This is a genomic window from Acinetobacter sp. 1542444 (assembly GCF_000581835.1).
In the GTDB taxonomy this organism is placed as follows: domain Bacteria; phylum Pseudomonadota; class Gammaproteobacteria; order Pseudomonadales; family Moraxellaceae; genus Acinetobacter; species Acinetobacter pittii.
Genome location: NZ_JEYA01000006.1, coordinates 104,164 through 121,521, shown reverse-complemented (window position 1 = coordinate 121,521; position 17,358 = coordinate 104,164). Strand labels below are relative to the sequence as shown.

15 protein-coding genes are annotated in these 17,358 nt (G+C 38.0%); 10 read left to right on the top strand and 5 right to left on the bottom strand.

Annotated features, from left to right (window positions below):
- Positions 1-155 precede the first annotated feature (155 nt).
- Both J580_RS19715 and yccS read right to left on the bottom strand, forming a co-directional pair.
- Positions 156-731 (bottom strand): SdpI family protein, encoded by a 576-nt coding sequence (locus J580_RS19715; RefSeq protein WP_002116136.1) that lies wholly within the window; start codon positions 729-731, stop codon positions 156-158.
- Positions 732-831: 100 nt separating this feature from the next.
- Complete coding sequence (gene yccS / locus J580_RS19710; RefSeq protein ID WP_017400237.1) at positions 832-3,006, bottom strand: YccS family putative transporter; 2,175 nt, start codon at positions 3,004-3,006, stop codon at positions 832-834.
- Between the two features lie 127 nt (positions 3,007-3,133).
- Between yccS and J580_RS19705 the strand changes: the two genes are divergently transcribed.
- Entirely contained in the window at positions 3,134-4,348 is a 1,215-nt protein-coding gene (locus J580_RS19705; RefSeq protein WP_032005421.1) for a multidrug effflux MFS transporter, read from the top strand.
- A 25-nt stretch (positions 4,349-4,373) separates the two neighbouring features.
- On the opposite strand, the gene J580_RS19700 is transcribed toward J580_RS19705, so the two are convergent.
- Positions 4,374-5,081 carry a nitroreductase gene (locus J580_RS19700; protein WP_032005420.1) on the bottom strand — a complete coding sequence of 236 codons (708 nt, stop codon included), beginning with the start codon at positions 5,079-5,081 and terminating at the stop codon, positions 4,374-4,376.
- A 510-nt stretch (positions 5,082-5,591) separates the two neighbouring features.
- Here J580_RS19700 and J580_RS19695 point away from each other — a divergent pair.
- The 7 genes from J580_RS19695 to J580_RS19670 all read left to right on the top strand — a co-directional run bounded on the left by J580_RS19695 (position 5,592) and on the right by J580_RS19670 (position 14,026).
- The gene (locus tag J580_RS19695) at positions 5,592-5,795 is read left to right on the top strand and encodes a hypothetical protein (protein WP_005064392.1); all 204 of its coding nucleotides are present in this window, start codon (positions 5,592-5,594) and stop codon (positions 5,793-5,795) included.
- A gap of 183 nt (positions 5,796-5,978) precedes the next feature.
- The gene (locus J580_RS23360; protein ID WP_014207545.1) at positions 5,979-6,119 is read left to right on the top strand and encodes a hypothetical protein; all 141 of its coding nucleotides are present in this window, start codon (positions 5,979-5,981) and stop codon (positions 6,117-6,119) included.
- Positions 6,120-6,218: 99 nt separating this feature from the next.
- Positions 6,219-7,694 carry an alanine/glycine:cation symporter family protein gene (locus J580_RS19690; RefSeq protein ID WP_032005418.1) on the top strand — a complete coding sequence of 492 codons (1,476 nt, stop codon included), beginning with the start codon at positions 6,219-6,221 and terminating at the stop codon, positions 7,692-7,694.
- A gap of 170 nt (positions 7,695-7,864) precedes the next feature.
- A complete protein-coding gene (locus tag J580_RS19685; RefSeq protein WP_032005417.1) occupies positions 7,865-8,839 on the top strand; it encodes a patatin-like phospholipase family protein in 975 nt (324 codons plus the stop codon).
- A gap of 204 nt (positions 8,840-9,043) precedes the next feature.
- Entirely contained in the window at positions 9,044-10,279 is a 1,236-nt protein-coding gene (locus J580_RS19680) for a threonine ammonia-lyase (protein WP_032005415.1), read from the top strand.
- A gap of 238 nt (positions 10,280-10,517) precedes the next feature.
- The gene (gene sbmA / locus J580_RS19675; RefSeq protein WP_032005414.1) at positions 10,518-11,711 is read left to right on the top strand and encodes a peptide antibiotic transporter SbmA; all 1,194 of its coding nucleotides are present in this window, start codon (positions 10,518-10,520) and stop codon (positions 11,709-11,711) included.
- 266 nt (positions 11,712-11,977) lie between these two features.
- Positions 11,978-14,026 (top strand): M13 family metallopeptidase, encoded by a 2,049-nt coding sequence (locus tag J580_RS19670; protein ID WP_032005412.1) that lies wholly within the window; start codon positions 11,978-11,980, stop codon positions 14,024-14,026.
- Positions 14,027-14,068: 42 nt separating this feature from the next.
- On the opposite strand, the gene J580_RS19665 is transcribed toward J580_RS19670, so the two are convergent.
- The gene (locus J580_RS19665) at positions 14,069-14,818 is read right to left on the bottom strand and encodes a DUF4850 domain-containing protein (RefSeq protein WP_032005410.1); all 750 of its coding nucleotides are present in this window, start codon (positions 14,816-14,818) and stop codon (positions 14,069-14,071) included.
- A gap of 124 nt (positions 14,819-14,942) precedes the next feature.
- On the opposite strand from J580_RS19665, the gene J580_RS19660 reads away from it, so the two are divergent.
- A complete protein-coding gene (locus tag J580_RS19660) occupies positions 14,943-16,010 on the top strand; it encodes a DUF1176 domain-containing protein (protein ID WP_032005409.1) in 1,068 nt (355 codons plus the stop codon).
- An 83-nt stretch (positions 16,011-16,093) separates the two neighbouring features.
- Positions 16,094-16,612, top strand: coding sequence for a hypothetical protein (locus J580_RS19655; RefSeq protein WP_032005407.1), 519 nt, complete (start codon positions 16,094-16,096; stop codon positions 16,610-16,612).
- Positions 16,613-16,690: 78 nt separating this feature from the next.
- Here the strand turns inward: J580_RS19655 and J580_RS19650 are convergent, their stop codons facing one another.
- Positions 16,691-17,269, bottom strand: a complete 579-nt coding sequence (locus tag J580_RS19650; RefSeq protein WP_032005406.1) for a DJ-1/PfpI family protein — start codon at positions 17,267-17,269, stop codon at positions 16,691-16,693.
- Positions 17,270-17,358: the final 89 nt, after the last annotated feature.

Below are 17,358 nucleotides of genomic sequence, written 5' to 3'. Positions count from 1 at the left end.
GGTCGAAAATGTAAATATGATGGAGATCTTGTAACGAAGTATAGCCGAAGATTGGGGAGATAATATGGATTTTGGAGATAATATTAATTTTCATTATCATTTATTTTTAGCTTAATAAAAAACCTCCATGAGGAGGCTTTTTATAGAATCTGGAATTACAAGGTTTTTGGTTCGCCTACAGATTCTTTTAAGTGTGTGCGAATTGTGTTGAACGAGAAGTTTTTAGAATCCATGCGCTTAGGTAGGATATAAGCACCTTGTTGTTCTTGGCCTTTTGGATCTTTTACTTTGAAATTGACCAAAATAAAATCAGGTGTATTGTACCATTCGTAGATATTTTTCCATCCAATAGTACCTACGCCTTCTTGTAAGCCCATTTGTTGACGCATCACAATACCATGAGGCTGCACACCTAAACGAATACCTTTGATTTCCTGTACCGGAAATTCATTCATTTTGCGTTTAACGTACCACTCTAATCCGTATTTACGACCTAGGTAGTAAAGTACTACAGCAACAATAGCAACCCAGCAAAAAACAGTAGAGTAGTTCTTAATAAAAATAAGACCTAATATAGCTAGGGCTAAAACCACACCCATAATTGCCCAAATTTTTGTGCTGATTTTATTGGTGCTGCGCCAGATAAGAAGCTGTGCATTACGTTGTTCAGCTTCTGACACATCGTAGGGAACAGGCTGAAGCGTATAAGCGTATAAAGTTTTCGCGGTCATAGTGCAAATAACAAATTGTAAACTGTTTTAAGTTTAGCATTAATTGGCATAAGTCAGGAAAGGATATTATGCCAATTTCATACTAATTTCCGACTCAAATTTATAACGATGCAAGCTCGCTGGCATCATTATCAAGATCATGACTTAGGCGTTGTTTTAGCATACTAAAACGGTTCAATACACCAAGCATGAGTGATAGCTGCTGTAAAATGATGAGTGATTTTTGATCCTCTTCATTATTTTGGCTCAAACGTTGACGTATCGTCTGGAGCATATTTTGTGCTGTAAGATCAGGCATCTCATCTCTCAATAAAGCCCCCTGAATATCATCCAGTGCTTGATCTAAGAGTTTAAGAACAGCTTGATCTTGAATGCTTTCTCGATGTGCTCCAAGTGCTGCGATATAACTTAAAAATGTATGGTTTAAACATAAAAATTCAAAGATATCGGATTTGCGGGTAGGGTCAAAGTCTGGCTCTGTTGCTAAAGTTGAAATAAGTGAAGCAACCTCGGCATCAGTGTTATGGGCAGCACGTCTTACAATACGATAATTTAGCGCATGATTGCGACCTTCATGATATTGTTTAACAACTTCAGCTAAATAATTGCATTGAGCTTGTAATGAACGTCTGATGTTGCGAGGTAAGCGTCGGAATTTCCAGTCAGGCCAAATAAATGTCACTCCAAACCAAGCTAGGGCACATCCAATTAAAGTATCTACAAATCGCGGAATAGCAGCAGCCATTGCCGAACCATCTAGATTAAAGTTAATTAATGCCAAAATTGTAATAAAAGCGGTTGCTTGAGCATATTGCTTACTGCGTAACTCAAAAAACAATACCCCGCTTAGGATTAACATTAATAGTTGTCCTTCGACAGAAGGTACGAGAAATACAATGGTAAGACCAACAATAATTCCGACTAATGTTCCGACAATTCGTAAGCGTAAGCGACGTTTGGTTGCGTTGAAGTTAGGCTGGCTTACAAATAGGGCTGTAAGCATAATCCAATACCCGTACTCGATATTGGTCATTTGAATCAGCACATACCCAATAAAAAGAACAATTGAGACGCGAATTGCATGGCGGAAAAGTACAGATTCAGGAGTTAGATTTTGTTTTATTCGGATGACAATATCATTCCATCCTTGTAAATCATCGTCTTTAAGCTGATTTTCAGCTTGTTTTACTTTATCGGATTGAATGTGTTGTTCCGTTTCTAAGTTGAGTAACTGAGAGTCGATAGATTTTAAGTTTTGGTATAAAGCGAAGAGAGCATTTACCCATAACAGATCATAATGCTGATCACGTCTTAGCTTCTCTAAAGATAATCTTAAGTTCTCAAAACTCTGCTTGAAACGTTTGTTATGGTTATAAGGTTTACGTTGTAAAATACATTCGTTTAACTCTTGGCAAGCTTTGCCTTGAACCGCCAAAATTCGTTGAAATCTAAATAAAATATCACTGTGCTGAAAAATTTTGGCTAACTTTTGATAGTCGATATGGGCTGAGTCAGCACGCTCATGAATGTCTTGAGCGACAAAATAATAATGTAAGCTTCGGCGTGTATCTTTTTGCCCACGGTCTCCTTTTAAACGAGTCAATAAAGCTGTTTTTAAGTCATTAAAAATCGTAATTAACTTACCATTTTCTAATGACAGCTCAATCATACTTTGCTGATAGCTGGCAGGAGTCATATCTACATCAAATAAGTTTGATTTTGCAAATAGAAAATCACCTAGAGAGGCATAAGACGCTGCGAGTTTGTCTTGAAGTTGGCGAACCGGAAATAATAAAAAACTAATCGTTGCAATGAGGCCATACCACGCAGCACCTGCAACTAAAAGAGCCGGTTGAATATACCAGTGATCGAAAAGGTGAACACCCAACATGGTATAGACCGAAACAACCAAACAGCCATAAGAAATGGTGGCGTAACGACGTCCTAACGAACCTAGTAAAATCCAGCCAATACATGAAGCAATCAACCCTAAGGCAAAAGCCATTGGGTAGGGGAAAAGTAGTTGTACAGAAGCTGCGGTAACGAAGAACCCAATATAAGTATAAATTAGGTTCATGATTCGCACGGAAAAGCGATCATCAATATCACTCAAACCTGCTGCGACTACACCTAAAGTGAGTGGAATAGTTGCTAATTGATAGCCTAAAAAATAAGGCACGAAAGCAGTTCCTGAAAAGGCTATCAGCATTCGCACGTTATACATAAATGTGGTGTTATAAGTCGCTCTTTTTAGGCGTTTAAACCAAGATTTCAAATGAAGTCCTTGCTGATCAACCTGAGTGATAAAGGATTTGTGTATTTCTACACCAATGTTGCACAAATCATACGATAGACAGTGTAAGCTTGTCTGTATGCAAATGAGTGAAAAATGAAATATCGTTATGTCTGAACAAACAGCCCAGCGTCAATACTCTATTGGCTGGATTATGTTGCTCGCTTTACTTACGGCTTTAGGGCCGTTATCCATTGATATGTACTTACCTGCGCTACCACAAATGGCCCATGATTTTGGGGTAAGTACGCAAATGGTGGCAAATACACTACCAGCTTATTTTTTTGGTTTAGCCATTGGGCAGTTGGTTTATGGTCCTTTAAGCGATCGTATCGGTAGAAAGAAACCACTTTACTTTGGCCTCGCGCTTTATGCAGTCGCAAGCTTATTTTGTGTAATGGCTACTAATGAATGGAGCTTGATTGCGGCCCGTATTTTACAAGCTTTAGGTGGTTGTGTTGGCGTAGTCATGGCTCGTGCAGCAATACGCGATAAATTGGATGTTCAAGGCTCTGCACAAGCTTTCTCAAGCATGATGATTGTCATGGGACTTGCACCAATTTTGGCTCCTATGATCGGAGCATGGATTTTAATTTGGTTTCCGTGGCAGGCTATTTTTATTGCGCTTTCAATTGTGGGTGCGCTGTGTTGGCTGTGCGTACATTTCTTTTTTAAAGAAACTTTGGCAAATGATAAAAGGCTTAAGCTATCGCTCTATCAAGTGGTGACTTTATATGGAGCTATTTTCAAAGATGCGAGTTTCCGCTTACCTATGTTTGCAGGCTGTTTAACGGGGGCAGCATTATTTTGCTATATCAGCTCAGCACCTGCCGTGTTTATGGATCAGTACGGACTTAATCAGCAAGAGTTTGCTTACGTATTTGGACTAAATGCTTTTGGCATTATGTTGATGTCTTCTTTAAACAAGCATTTAACAACACGTGTTGAAATTACCAAACGCTTAAAATCGGGTTCACTTGTGCAAGTGACTGGAGCCCTCATTGTATTTATTGCGGGTTTAATTCCTGCGGCGCCTTTATGGCTAGTTATGGTAGGGGTATTTTTAGCTATTTCGGGCATTGGTTTAACAGGCCCAAATGCAATGGCGTTAGCAATGTCCAAACAAGGTGCTCGCGCTGGAACAGCAAGTGCAATTATGGGCAGTATGCAATTCGCTTGTGGCCTTTTAGGTGGCGTGCTTCTTAACTTCCTGATTTGGTCTGCATCGCTCAATATGGGCGTGATGATGGTGTTATTTACACTAAGTGGTTTTATTGTCGTCTTGAAAGCGACACAACAGGTCAAAACCAAGCCATTCTCATAACTTGACGAGAATGGCAACTTATAGCTTATTCGTCTAGAAAAACTGTGAAATTTTCAACAGGTTCTCTAGGCGTAATAAAGGTATTTACAATATGATCAGGGTCAGCATGACCTAATGCAATTGCACATACCAGTTCTTCGTCATCTGATGCACCTACTATATCTAAAACAATAGGGTGAAAATGATTCCAAGCTGCTTGTGGGCATGTATCTAAACCACGTGCCTTGGCAGCGACCATCACGTTTTGGATCATCATTGCGATATCCATTTTAGAGCCGATTCCCATCGTTTTATTTACGGTAAAGAAAAGGCCGACTGGTGCATCGAACAATTTAAAATTACGTAGCTGCTGTTCAGCCATTTTTTCTTTTTCGCCCTTTTTGATTTCGAGTAAACCGTAGAGTCCCCAACCATTCTCGCGGCGGCGGTCAATAAAAGGGGATATCCATTTTTCAGGGTAATAGGCAAAAGTTTCTTTATATTGTTCTGCTAGTTCAGGATTTTTTGAAACTTCAATTTGTGCAGCACAGACACGTTCAACCATTTCATCACGCTTTTTACCTGTGACCACATAGACTTTCCATGGTTGGGTGTTCGTTCCAGAAGGTGCTCGACTTGCGACTCGTAATATATCTTTAATGACTTCTGGCTCAATTGGAGTATTTAAAAAAGCGCGGACAGAATGTCGAGAAGTGATAGCTTCATCAACGAGACGAACTTGTTCCAGATTCATGCGTACTCCTATATCTTTTCTTAAATACTTAATACTTTTTTGAAGTTTAATTTCATGTTTTGAAAGTACTTCATTTATAAGCAAAAAATATTAGAAAAGGGATATCCTTAAAGATATGATGATGTGTTTAGTTTGGATATAATGTCTAATTAACTCTAATGTGAATATGCCATTTTAGATCTAAATAGACAAAAAAGTATGATGTTTTTGACTATAAAAATAAATTTATAGCATCAGTTGGATTAAAAATCACTCAATTGAAAAAAAGGTATAATATGTTTAAAAACAGTACAAAACAGATGGTTTTGGATAAAAAATAATCAGAAATAACATAAATTTTTAATGAAAAACATACACAAAATTTTAAATTTCTGCATAATACCGACTTTTTTACGCAGGTATGATTTCTCCATACTCATGTTAGGAAAGAAATGGCTGCATACAAAATCCCTTTACAAAAAGGATTTGAATGTAGAAATGGAGAAATACACGAGGAATAAGGAGCTTTACATGAGTTTACCGCTCATCAACAAGCAGTTCATGAAACAAGGATTGGCGATTACCATTGCAACCATGAAAATGAACGTAACTCACGCAACTACTGAGCCACAAGAAATACAACAGCTTGGTACAGATCTAAATGCACTCTTCTCCAATCAGAGGGAAAAGGGCGCAGATAGCCGCGTTATGGCGATGGCTCGTTACAGTCTTTGAAATTCATATCCATTTTAGACATTCGCTCTCAAGTATATGTAAATATGCTTATTGGCTTAAATCCAGATTTTTATAACTCGATTAATTGATGGGAATCATTAAACGAGCTGATTTAGCGGTGGTCATTTGTTAGTTTCCAAGTTTGTAGCCGAGTCGATGCATTCTGTTCACCCAAATGGGAATATGTTCAGTGGTGCGATGAATTCATTTTATCTGAAGGGTGCTTTCTCTCATGCGACCTTCAAAGGCTTAGTGCTGGGCATTATGTTGCTTAAACTTGTGACGTTAATTGCTATTCAAGTGACATTAAAAGTTTTTCCTTAAATGTACTGAAGAAGTCCCTATTTTGAGGGGCTTTTTTGTTTATTGCAGTATTTTGGCTTGTGCTATTAGCACATTAGCAAGAACGTAAGCGGACCGAGTATGAATGAACAACTCAATGCCACACTGATGTCGTGGGTACAATTTTTTAATGATCCTTTATGGGATTTTCTGGTTATTTTCTTGCTGGCTGTCGGTATTTTTTATACGGTCTTAACAGGGGCAGTGCAGATCCGCATGTTCTTGCAAAGTATCCGTGTCATGAAAAGCAGCCGTACAGAAGGCGAAGATGAGCATGGACTTACACCTTTCCAAGCTTTTGTAACGGGTCTTGCGAGCCGTGTTGGGGTGGGTAACATTGCAGGTGTGGCAATTGCGATTGCAATTGGTGGCCCTGGCGCTGTGTTCTGGATGTGGGTAACTGCTGTACTTGGTATGAGCTCTGCTTTTATTGAGTCTACACTTGCTCAGCTTTTTAAAGTTCGAGATAACAAGACTAAACAGTTCCGCGGTGGACCAGCTTACTATATTACCCAAGGTTTACGCAGTAAAACCTTTGGTGTGGTTTTCGCACTAGCACTCATTTTTACCTACGGTTTCGTATTCAACTCAGTCCAAATTAATGCGATTGCTAATGCTTCTTCACATGCTTGGGGTTGGGACAAAGCTAATCTTGTTGCTCATTTAGGTGGTGTTGATCTAGAAATTTCATGGGTTGGCCTTGCGCTTGTTGTTATGGTTGCATTGGCAATTTTTGGTGGTATTAAACGTATCGCTAAATTTGCAGAGATGTTTGTACCTTTAAAAGCTGGTCTTTACTTATCTGTTGCTCTCTATATCGCATTAAGTAACTATGCAATTTTGCCTGATATTTTAAAGCTGATTGTGACTGAAGCTTTCCACTTCAATGCTGCGGCAGGTGGTTTCTTCGGTGCGGCAGTGTCAATGGCAATGATGCAAGGTATTAAGCGTGGTTTGTTCTCAAACGAAGCAGGTATGGGGTCTGCGCCAAACGCAGCTGCTGCATCTGATGTAAAACATCCTGTAAACCAAGGTTTAGTACAGATGCTTGGTGTATTCGTAGATACGTTCATTGTATGTACAAGTACGGCAATCATCATCTTAGTTTCTGGCGTTTACCAAGACGCAGGTTTTGTTGGTGTTGAATTAACACAACGTGCCTTAGAAACTCAAGTTGGACATTGGGGATCTGATTTCCTAGCGGTTCTATTATTCTTATTCTGTTATTCAGCTGTATTAGGTAACTATGCTTATGCAGAAGGTAATGTACAGTTTATTAATAACAACCCGAAAGTCATGTTCATCTTCCGTATTTTCGTATTGGTGATGGTGTACTTCGGTGCAATCGGTAGTGTTCCACTCGTTTGGTCAATGGCTGATTTATTTATGGGTATCATGGCAACCATTAACTTGATTGCAATTTTACTATTAACGCCAATGGCACGTACTTTGTTAAAAGATTACCGTGAGCAATTGAAACGAGGCATTAAAGAGCCTGAGTTTAAAATTGACAAGTATCCGGAATTGAAGAAAAAAGTTGATTCAGATATCTGGTAAGTTTCAAAAGGCCTCTTATACATAAGGGGCCTTTTTCATATAGGGGATAAATAAAATACTTGAGTCTAAATTTTAAACATGACAAATTAAATAAATTCACTACAGCTTTTCACTAAAGTAGCAACTAAAATTGCAATCCGAACTTAAACCTCATAGTACGAAGATGGGCCATGAAACAGCTTAAATTGTGGGTTCTCGGACTCTCTATGGTGCTGGTGGGATGCCAGACCACCACACACTTGTCTGCTGCTCTAAAACCGCAAACGACAGAAGCTTATGCTCGTCCTGTCGATCAACCTTTTGCAAGAATTAAAAAAATGCAAAAACGTCCTGTTGTTGCGCTTGTATTGGGTAGCGGTGGGGCACGAGGCTATGCTCATATTGGGGTGATTGAAGTTTTAGAACAACATGGTATTCGCCCGGATTTTATTGTGGGTACGAGTGCGGGTAGTATTGTTGGGGCAATTTATGCGAGTGGTAAAACACCTGCTGAGCTGCGTGATACTGCTTTAAAAATGAAAGCTGGCGATGTCCGTGACATTAGTATCGGTCTAAAAGGTTTTTTTGATGGCAAAAAAGTAGAGAATTACGTTAACCAGCAAGTAAATAACATGCCACTCGAAAAAATGAAGATTCCGATGTATGTGGTGGCAACTGAACTAAAGCATGGGACTAAGCCCGTATTTAACTATGGCAATACTGGGCAAGCCGTGAGAGCTTCTGCTTCGATTCCGAGTATGTTTGTGCCAACTAAAATTGGTAAATCTGAATATGTTGATGGCGGCTTGGTGAGTCCTGTGCCAGTTGAAGTGGCTCGTGATTTAGGTGCTGATGTCATTATTGCAGTTGATATTCTAGCTCAACCTATTTACACAGAAACTTCGAATGTCTGGGGGCTGTTTAACCAGAATATTAATATCATGCAAGGGCGTTTGGCAGCAGAAGAATTGCAATATGCAGATGTTGTTATTCAGCCAGATTTAAGAGAAAAAGCACATATTTTTGATGTCAAAGGCCGTGAAGCTACTATGAAATCTGGTATAGATGCAGCTAATGCCAAGCTTTCTGATATTCAGTTTGCTATTGATGAAAAAATAGCTGAACAAAATATGTCTACGGAAGGTTTGAGTGCTCAAAGCCAATAAATAAACGTTAATATTCTGAAAATTAAATAAAAAGCCCACAAAGGGCTTTTTTTATGGAAGTCTAAATCTTCAATTTTTGGAATAAAATTTTTTGTATATTAGAGACATGTTGGATATGCTGAAAACTCTAATGGTTAATATGAAATATTGTTGCCGTTTTTTTTAAAATAATTGATTTGTAGTGTATTGAGGCTGACTGGATAAATGATACAGCAACAGGTTAAAAATGGCTTTCCAACATTAGATGATGTTCATGCTGCCGCAGAGCGTTTGGAAGGTTTAGTTGTAAAAACTCCCTTTGTTTTCTCAGAAACCATTTCTAAAACCTTAGGGGCTGAGATGTGGTTGAAATTTGAAAACTTACAATTTACAGCTTCATTTAAAGAGCGGGGGGCTCTAAATAAACTGTTGTGTTTATCTGAGCAAGAAAAGCAACATGGTGTTATTGCAGCTTCGGCAGGCAACCACGCCCAAGGTGTAGCCTACCATGCTCAGCGGACAGGTGTGACTGCAACTATTGTAATGCCGAAATCTACGCCAAACGTTAAGGTGCAACGAGTACGTGAGTACGGTGCGCGTGTTATTTTGCATGGGCAGGACTTTTCAGAAGCTGCTGCTGAAATGCACCGTGTTGCACAAGAAGAATCTTTAACGATTATCCACCCATTTGATGATGCTGAAATTATTGCTGGTCAAGGAACTATTGCACTTGAAATGCTTGCGGCTGTGCCTGATCTGGATATTTTGGTTGTGCCAATTGGTGGTGGAGGTTTAATTTCTGGTATTGCAATTGCTGCTAAAGTGATCAATCCAAAAATTAAAATTATTGGGGTGCAATCAGTTGTATACCCAAGTATGGCAAAACTACTTTGTAATTATCAACATGCGGTTTCAATGGGCTCTACTGTTGCTGAGGGTATTGCGGTAAAAACTCCAGGTGAGCTTACGACCCAAGTTGCTAAAGAATATGTTGATGACATTGTCGTTGTCACTGAAGACATGATTGAAGAGGCTATTGCACTATTACTCAATATTGAAAAAACAGTATGTGAGGGGGCTGGCGCGACTGGAATTGCTGCAATTATGTCTCGACCAGATCTATTTTTAGGTCATAAAGTTGGCGTGGTGTTATCTGGTGGAAATATTGATACACGTGTAATGGTTTCAGTATTGCAGCGTCACTTGACCCGTACTGGCCGTATGGTTCGTATTCGAGTTGAATTACCAGATAATCCGGGTGCTTTAGCTCGTTTGACGGCCATTATTGCTGAGCAGGGGGGTAATATTTATGAGCTGCGTCATGAACGCTTTGCGGCAACAAGCCGTGCCAAAGAAAGCGCTGTGAGCGTTGATGTAGAGTTAAAGAGTGCCTCAGACCTAGATTTGCTCATTCAAGCAATGCAATTGGAAGGCTATATTGTTCGTAAAGAAGAGATTTAATCTCTGATATCACTGTGTTATAAAAGCTGTATATGGCTCTATCAAGAGTCATATACAAGGTAATTTAAATGGATTAAATTGCCAAAAAAGGGATTAATTTACAAAAAAACGATCAAATCCTTCAATGGAACAGGAAAAACTGACAATTCTCTAAACTTTACCCTTCACAATTTTAAGGTTTAGGTTTTAGTATTCCTTTCATTGTAAATTTGAAGAAATATAGGGATATCCACGCTCAATGTTCAAATCATTTTTTCCATCACCAAGGTATTTCTTTATATCTGCGGTCATTTGGATCGCGCTCAATATGGTGCTCTGGTACTCAGGTGGGAACACATGGGGAACTTTTATCGGCTTTGCTAAGGGCTACCATGATGTTCAACCACCATTAGGTGTGAGCCGTTTTTGGTCTCCCACTTTCTTATGGTTTTATGTTTGGTTTTTAGTCTCTACTGCGCTTTTTGCTGGTTTCTGGAGGACTATATCGAATAACCCTTGGCAACGTTGGTCTGTGTGGGGCTCGGCGTTTATTTTATTCAATATCTGGTTTAGTGTTCAGGTTAGTGTAGCTGTTAATGCATGGTATGGGCCTTTTTATAATCTCATTCAAAGTATGTTGGATCACGGTGGTGGTGATATTAATAAACTTTATATGGGAACAGTTACATTTCTTTTAATTGCGATGGTCGGTGTGACTTTAGCTGTTATTAATGCTTTTTTTGCTAGTCATTATGTATTCCGCTGGCGTACAGCAATGAATGAATATTACACAGAGCATTGGGAAAAGCTTCGTCATATCGAGGGGGCTTCACAGCGTGTTCAAGAAGATACCATGCGTTTCGCCTCTGTTTTAGAAGACCTCGGAGTAAATTTTGTTAAGGCTATAATGGTTTTAATTGCCTTTTTACCTATTCTTTTTGAACTTTCTAAACAAGTTAGAGTACTGCCTATTGTAGGTGAAATTGATCATTCATTGGTCTGGGCTGCAATTGTATGGGCTGTTTTTGGTACTGTTCTATTAATGGTGGTTGGTATTAAATTACCTGGTTTACAGTTTAATAATCAAAAAGTAGAAGCTGCCTATCGTAAAGAACTTGTCTATGGTGAGGATCATGAGGAGCGTGCACAGCCAAAAACATTAAGAGAATTGTTCTCAAGTGTTAGGCTGAATTATTTCCGTTTATATCTGCATTACTCTTATTTTAATTTAGTTAGTATTTGGTATATCCAATTAGATATTTTATATAGTCTAGTTGTTTTATTCCCTTCTATTGCCGCAGGTAAAATGACATTGGGTTTAATTACGCAAATAGGTAATGTTTTTGATAAAGTCCGTGAATCATTCCAATATTTAATTAGTTCATGGAAAACGATTATTGAACTGCTTTCAATTTATAAGCGTTTAAGAATATTTGAGAAAATTTTAGATTAAAAAGTAATCATATCTCTGAAAGATGCCTTGGTTCAAGCCATGGCATCTTTAGAATATTAAGTATTTAGTAGAATAAAAGATTTGGTAAGTTTCTTCGTTTATAATTTTGATTTATATAAAAATATATTTTTGAAAATATTATATTTTCGCGGTATAAAACTTGCTTCTATATTGGTTTTAATTTTGCCATTCGCTTAATTAATAAAAAATAATCACTTTAAGCTATTGTTTTAGATCATTAAATATTTAAATATGAGGTTAAGTCTTTGAAATCTATTTTACTTAAAAGTGCTTTTACTATTGCACTTATGACTTCTGCTAATTTAGTACGTGCGGAATTAGTAACAAATTCTCAAATCAAAAAAATATCAGGTATAGATCAACAATATATTGATTACTCTATTAATGAAAAGAACGATTTTTATTCACATGTAAATGGTATTTGGTTAAAAAATACTGAAATCCCAGCTGATAAAGCAAGTTGGGGAGCTTTTAATCAGCTCCGTGAGTTATCAATCACCCAAGTACATGGAATTGTAGAAGAGCTATCTGGTCAAAAGTGGGTGGATGGTAGTTTAGAGCAGAAAATAGCTACTCTATATGCTAGCTTTATGGATGAAAAAAGTATTGAGAAGCAAGGTGTTAGTTCTCTAAAAAATGAGATAAATCAAATTGATAAATTAAAAAATAAGAATCAAATTGCAATTTTAATGGCACATTTTGCTCGTATTGATGTCAATAGCCCAATCCGTCTAAGCATTGAACAGGATATGAAACAATCTACTGAAATGGTGGCTGGGTTGGAGCAAAGTGGTTTGGGTCTACCTGACCGTGATTATTATTTGAAAGATGATAAAAAATTTATTGAAACTCGTGCACAGTATTTAAAGTATATTGAAAAAACTTTAACACTTGCTGGAGACTCGCAAGCCGCGCAACATGCTCAGGAAATCTTAAAACTTGAAACTCAGTTAGCACGAATACAGTGGAGCAACGTTCAAAACCGCGATCTTGCAAAACGCTACAATAAATATAAACTCGCAGATTTGTATAAATTGACCCCTGCATTTGATTGGCAAGGTTATCTAACTGCAACTGAATTAAAAGGAAAAATTGATACTATTCAGGTAAATCAGCCAGACTACTTTCAGGGCTTAAATACAATTATTCAAGATACACCCTTAGATATATGGAAAGCTTATTTTAAATTGCATTTGATAAATAATTTTTCTCCATTATTAAATAGCGCTTTTGTAGATAATAAATTTGATTTTTATAACAAGACACTTCGAGATATTACTGAACAAGAAACACGTTGGAAGCGGGGTGTACAGCTTGTTGATAAGATTCTAGGAGATGGTATTGGCAAACTGTATGTTGAAAAATACTTTCCTGCTGAGAAAAAACAACGGATGGAATTATTGGTTCAAAATCTGATTCGTGCTTATGACCAAAGCATTACAGAATTGGACTGGATGAGTCCTGCGACGAAAATACAAGCTCGTAAAAAGCTTTCTCACATGTCAATAAAGATCGGTTATCCAAAAAAGTGGCGTAATTATTCTGGTCTGCACATCGCTAAAAATGATTTAGTTGGAAATATAATTCGCGCAAGTGAGTTTAGATACCAATATGAACTTAATAAATTGGGTAAGCCGGTTGATCGTGATGAATGGTATATGAAACCACAAACGGTGAATGCTTATTACAATCCATCATTGAATGAAATTGTATTTCCAGCAGCGATATTACAACCACCTTTTTTTAATATAAACGCAGATGATGCAGTGAACTATGGTGGTATAGGTGCTGTGATTGGCCATGAAATTAGTCATGGCTTTGATGATCAGGGGAGTCAGTTTGATGAATTGGGCAATATGAGAAACTGGTGGAATGCTGAAGATCACCAGCGTTTTAAAGCTAAAACACAAGCATTGATTGAACAATATAACCGTTACGAACCGATTGCTGGTTATCATGTTAATGGTGAATTAACATTAGGGGAAAATATTGCAGATAACTCCGGGTTGGCAATTGCCTATAAGGCTTATCAAATTGCATTAGATGGTAAGCCAGCCCCTGTAATTGATGGACGGACTGGTGAGCAACGTTTTTATATGGGATGGGCTCAAGTTTGGCGTGCGAAAACCCGCGAAGCTCAAGCGATTATCTATTTAAAAACAGATCCTCACTCTCCTGATAAAGTACGTGGCAATGGAGCTTTAATGAATCAAAAACCATTTTATGAGGCTTTTAAAATAAACGAAGATGATCAGATGTATTTACCACCAGAGAAGCGGGTAACTATTTGGTGATTAAGAAAACCCGCGAAAGCGGGTTTTTTTATAAGTATTGGATTAGTGCGTTGCATTATAAAAATTAAGGATAGAGCCAACTAAAGACTGCTGCGATTTATCTAAAGTGACTTGAATCTCTTTATAGTTAAAAGTGTCTTCATCATAATATTTAGCAATACCATGGGTTTTATTGTTCACTTGTGGAATTTGATAACTAAAAAAAGCCACTTTTTTAGAAGGGTGAACAATATGGATGAGTTTTTTAGGATATTTAAATCCGCCAAATTCATTTTCCAGACTTTCTTTTAATAGCTGGGGAAAGTAAAGCGTTGCATTGGGTAAGCCACATCCAACGCAAAATGAAGAGTCGTAAAGTTCTATTGCTTGCTTCTGATCTGGACTCATTATTAGAGCAAAACCAGTTCCATTCGCACCTGCATTTGCTTGCACATCTTGCCAGTTTCTTGGAACGAGCACTAAACCTGTTTCAGGTAATGCAAGAAGCTTGAGTTGCTTGGCATGTTGAGCATCGAGTTGAAAATTAAAACGGCAGCTTTTAGGCGTGCATTTTTCAAAATCTTTAAGTAAACCATCCTCCATTGGGTTCTGTGCAGTAACACCATAAAACGGAACTGTAACGCCGTTTAAAAATTTTGCCTCTCCTAGAGTGTAGAACTGATTGTCTGCTTTGCGGGTTGCAGCAGAGCTATAAAATTTGGGGAAATGGGGAGTAAAGCTTTTTACTTCTGCATAAGCAGATGAGGTTAGACAGGTAAATGCAGTAAATAATAAAAAATTCAGTTTTTTCATTTTTAGAAAGTAATCAATTTAAATCTTATATAAATCTAACATATTCTTTTAAACTAGACGGTAACTCAAAATTTAACGCTATTGTTAACTTCATAATAAAACAGACGTGTAGAGACATGAAAAAATGAAAAATATACTTTCAATTGGTTGTTTGGCAGTAATAAGTTCTTATAGTTTTGCTCAAGATATAAAAGGTATTTCATTTTCTCACCAAGAGTGGGAAATCTCTTGCAGTAATACAGGCACCTGTAAGGCAGCAGGTTATCAAAACGAGGAAAATGGTGACAATCCAGCTTCAATTTTATTAACACGTAAAGCAGGCCCAAAACAATCTGTGCAGACTGAATTTGCTTTGTCTGACTATGAACAAAGCATGCCAGCAAACCAGCTTAAAAATATCCATTTTTATATAAATGGAAAAGACTTAGGCGTTGTGACTGTAAATAGTACTGAGTTACCACTTATGGGTAAACTCAACAGCTCGCAAGTCAATGCTTTACTACAACAGTCCAAACAGAAGACTGAAATTTTATTTAAAAATGCGCACAATGAATGGAAAATTTCTGATGCTGGAATGACCGCTGTGTTATTAAAAATGGATGATTTTCAGAAGCGTATCGGAACTGTTGGTGCTTTGGTTAAAAAGGGCAGCACCAATGAAACCAAAGTGCTTATGCCTGAGCCAAAACTACTTGTTAAACGTATTAAGACTTCAAACAAACCTTATTTAACTTTACAGCCTAAAAGTAAACAGTACCAAGCAATACACCGTAGTTTGATGGCTGCTAAACCGAATCCGAAAGAAGATGACTTTTGTGAAGGCGTTTATGGCGCTAATAGCAATGGGGCTGAACCACAGAAAATTGAGCTATATAAACTAACCAATAAGAAAGTTCTGGCGACTACGTTATGCTGGATAGGGGCTTATAACGAAGGATATGGTGCTTGGGTGTTAGATGAGTCTTTAAATGGTAAGGCAACATTTGTGACTGAGTCCGCTTCAGATTTTGATAGCGGTATTATCAGTAGTGCTCAAAAGGGAAGAGGCATTGGAGACTGCTGGGCAAGTGAAGAATGGGTGTGGGATGGTAAGAGTTTTGTACATACTAAGGATATGTGGACGGGTATGTGTAAAGGCTTGGCAGCGGGTGGAGTGTGGGAGCTTGATCGAATAGAGTCTGTGGTGAAATAAGTATTTTGTGGTTACAGAGTCATAACAGGTAACTTTAGTGACTCTGTGATAAAAAGAACAGATTGTTTATTGGAGCCAGACCTATGTCACATCATCTTTACGCTATTGTTCGCCGTAAGTTTTCACACCTGAGCCGTTCAATATGTGTGGCTGCTGCTGTGTTGGGGACTACTCAAATTGCGATGGCTGGACCAACGGTTGATCAGCTCAGTGATTGTTTAGTTAAGGCTACAACGGCTTCAGACAAAACTACTGTACTTCAATGGACATTTACGGCTTTAGCTGCTCATCCAGATTTAAAAGCATTTAGTAATGTAACGCCTGAGCAAAAAGATCAGTTAGACCAAAAACTGGCTCAGGTTTTACAACGTGTGATTGTGGAGCAATGTTCTGCTCAGACCAAAGCTGTAATTCAAGCAGAAGGTGTGAAGGCTGTTGGAGAGGCATTTCAACAGTTAGGTCAAAGTGCGGGTGAAGATATTGTTAAGGACCCAGCTGTTAAACAGCAGTTACAAGGTACATTGCGTTATATCGATTTAAATAAATTAGTGACGACGTTTTTAACACCAGAAATTTGGAATAAATTAGGGATTACAAGATAAAAATCTAGTTTTCTATTTTAGTAATAAAGCCTGCTATCTAACAGCAGGCTTTATTGTATTTGGGATAAAGAGATCTCTTTAGATCGTAATTGTAGCCCCTAAAACTTTCACAAATTGAGCTAACCAAGCTGGATGTGCAGGCCAAGCTGGGGCAGTCACTAAATGACCATCTGTAACTGCTTCAGTCACAGCAATATCTGCATATTGCCCACCTGCCAATTTTACTTCGGCAGCACATGCTGGATAAGCGGAGCAGAGGCGACCTTGTAATACATCTGCCGCTGCGAGTAACTGAGCGCCATGGCATACGGCTGCTATTGGTTTTTTCACTCGATCAAACTCACGCACAATTTCGATAATACGTTCATTCATGCGTAAATACTCTGGTGCACGGCCACCAGGAATCACTAGACCTACATAGTCTTCGGTATTAATGGCATCAAAATCATAATTAATGGCAAAGTTGTGGCCACGTTTTTCACTATAAGTTTGTTCGCCTTCAAAATCATGAATAGCCGTCGCAATATGATCACCGTTCTTTTTATTTGGGCAAACAGCATGCACGGTATAACCTAAACCTGTTAAGAACTGAAAAGGAACCATAGTTTCATAGTCTTCGGCATAGTCACCGACCAACATTAGAATCTTTTTAGACATGATTTATCTCTCTTTTTTAAATGTAATTTATCTAAATTCTTAATTTAAATTAGCATAGTCGGTATGTCATTTTTCAGAAAAAGCGCATT

Bases quoted from the DNA above. Each gene is read 5' to 3' on its own strand.
- J580_RS19715 (WP_002116136.1), bottom strand. From the start codon at position 731: ATGACCGCGAAAACTTTATACGCTTATACGCTTCAGCCTGTTCCCTAC.
- J580_RS19705 (WP_032005421.1), top strand. From the start codon at position 3,134: ATGTCTGAACAAACAGCCCAGCGTCAATACTCTATTGGCTGGATTATG.
- J580_RS19700 (WP_032005420.1), bottom strand. From the start codon at position 5,081: ATGAATCTGGAACAAGTTCGTCTCGTTGATGAAGCTATCACTTCTCGA.
- J580_RS19695 (WP_005064392.1), top strand. From the start codon at position 5,592: ATGAGTTTACCGCTCATCAACAAGCAGTTCATGAAACAAGGATTGGCG.
- J580_RS23360 (WP_014207545.1), top strand. From the start codon at position 5,979: ATGTTCAGTGGTGCGATGAATTCATTTTATCTGAAGGGTGCTTTCTCT.
- J580_RS19690 (WP_032005418.1), top strand. From the start codon at position 6,219: ATGAATGAACAACTCAATGCCACACTGATGTCGTGGGTACAATTTTTT.
- J580_RS19685 (WP_032005417.1), top strand. From the start codon at position 7,865: ATGAAACAGCTTAAATTGTGGGTTCTCGGACTCTCTATGGTGCTGGTG.
- J580_RS19680 (WP_032005415.1), top strand. From the start codon at position 9,044: ATGATACAGCAACAGGTTAAAAATGGCTTTCCAACATTAGATGATGTT.
- sbmA (WP_032005414.1), top strand. From the start codon at position 10,518: ATGTTCAAATCATTTTTTCCATCACCAAGGTATTTCTTTATATCTGCG.
- J580_RS19665 (WP_032005410.1), bottom strand. From the start codon at position 14,818: ATGAAAAAACTGAATTTTTTATTATTTACTGCATTTACCTGTCTAACC.
- J580_RS19660 (WP_032005409.1), top strand. From the start codon at position 14,943: ATGAAAAATATACTTTCAATTGGTTGTTTGGCAGTAATAAGTTCTTAT.
- J580_RS19655 (WP_032005407.1), top strand. From the start codon at position 16,094: ATGTCACATCATCTTTACGCTATTGTTCGCCGTAAGTTTTCACACCTG.
- J580_RS19650 (WP_032005406.1), bottom strand. From the start codon at position 17,269: ATGTCTAAAAAGATTCTAATGTTGGTCGGTGACTATGCCGAAGACTAT.